This window comes from Methylobacterium sp. WL18, from assembly GCF_008040015.1.
GTDB classification, from domain to species: domain Bacteria; phylum Pseudomonadota; class Alphaproteobacteria; order Rhizobiales; family Beijerinckiaceae; genus Methylobacterium; species Methylobacterium mesophilicum.
Window position 1 is genome coordinate 1 of sequence record NZ_VRVD01001184.1, and the last position, 689, is coordinate 689.

Consider the following 689-nt stretch of genomic DNA (forward strand, 5'->3'; position numbering starts at 1 on the left):
GTACTCGTCCCAGCCCACCCGGCGCAGGGCCTGGCGCGCCCGGTCCGGCGACAGGTCGGCCACGGCGGTCAGGTGGATGCCGGGCGTCCGAGGCGCCTGCGACAGGTACATGGAGCCGAACTTGCCGGCGCCGATCAGGCCGACGCGGACGGGGCGGCCCTCGCTGGCGCGACGCTGCAGCTTGGCGAACATGGACATGGCGTTCTCTCCCTGCGTGTCGCGCGGTCGGTCGAACCTCGGGGTCCGTTCCCGCCGCGTCGGCACGGTGTCGTCAGCCCGGAATTATCATGCGCCTCGGTGCCTGCCCATGCGGCGCCTGCGGATCACCGTCGGCGACGCCTTCGGGACGGCGCGAGCGCATCGTCATGGTCTGAAAGCCGGCGCCCACCTTTCGGACCGATGCTTTAGCCGGCGGCGCGGCCCTCCTGCTCCTGCTCCAGGAGCCATCGGCGGAACGCCCGGATCCTCTCCAGATCCCGGTCCCGGGCACGGGTGCAGATGAAGTGGAGGTCCCGGTACAGGCTCTTCAGGCGGCCTTCGCCGAGCCGCACCAGCTGCGCGGCGCCGAGTTCGGCCTGGGCGAACCGCAGGCTCTCCAGCGCCACCCCGAGCCCCTGGACCGCGGCGGAGATCACCAGGGCGCCGCGATCGAACGCCGCCCCGGGGGCCGAGGCCGGCGGCGGCAGGCC

At 73.4% G+C, this 689-nt stretch carries 2 pseudogenes; both read right to left on the reverse strand.

The features are described from left to right. Positions 1 to 198, reverse strand: a pseudogene (locus FV228_RS31690) (flagellar biosynthesis protein FlgA); the annotation flags it as partial. A 206-nt stretch (positions 199 to 404) separates the two neighbouring features. After that, positions 405 to 689 (reverse strand): annotated as a pseudogene (locus FV228_RS31695) (LysR family transcriptional regulator); the annotation flags it as partial.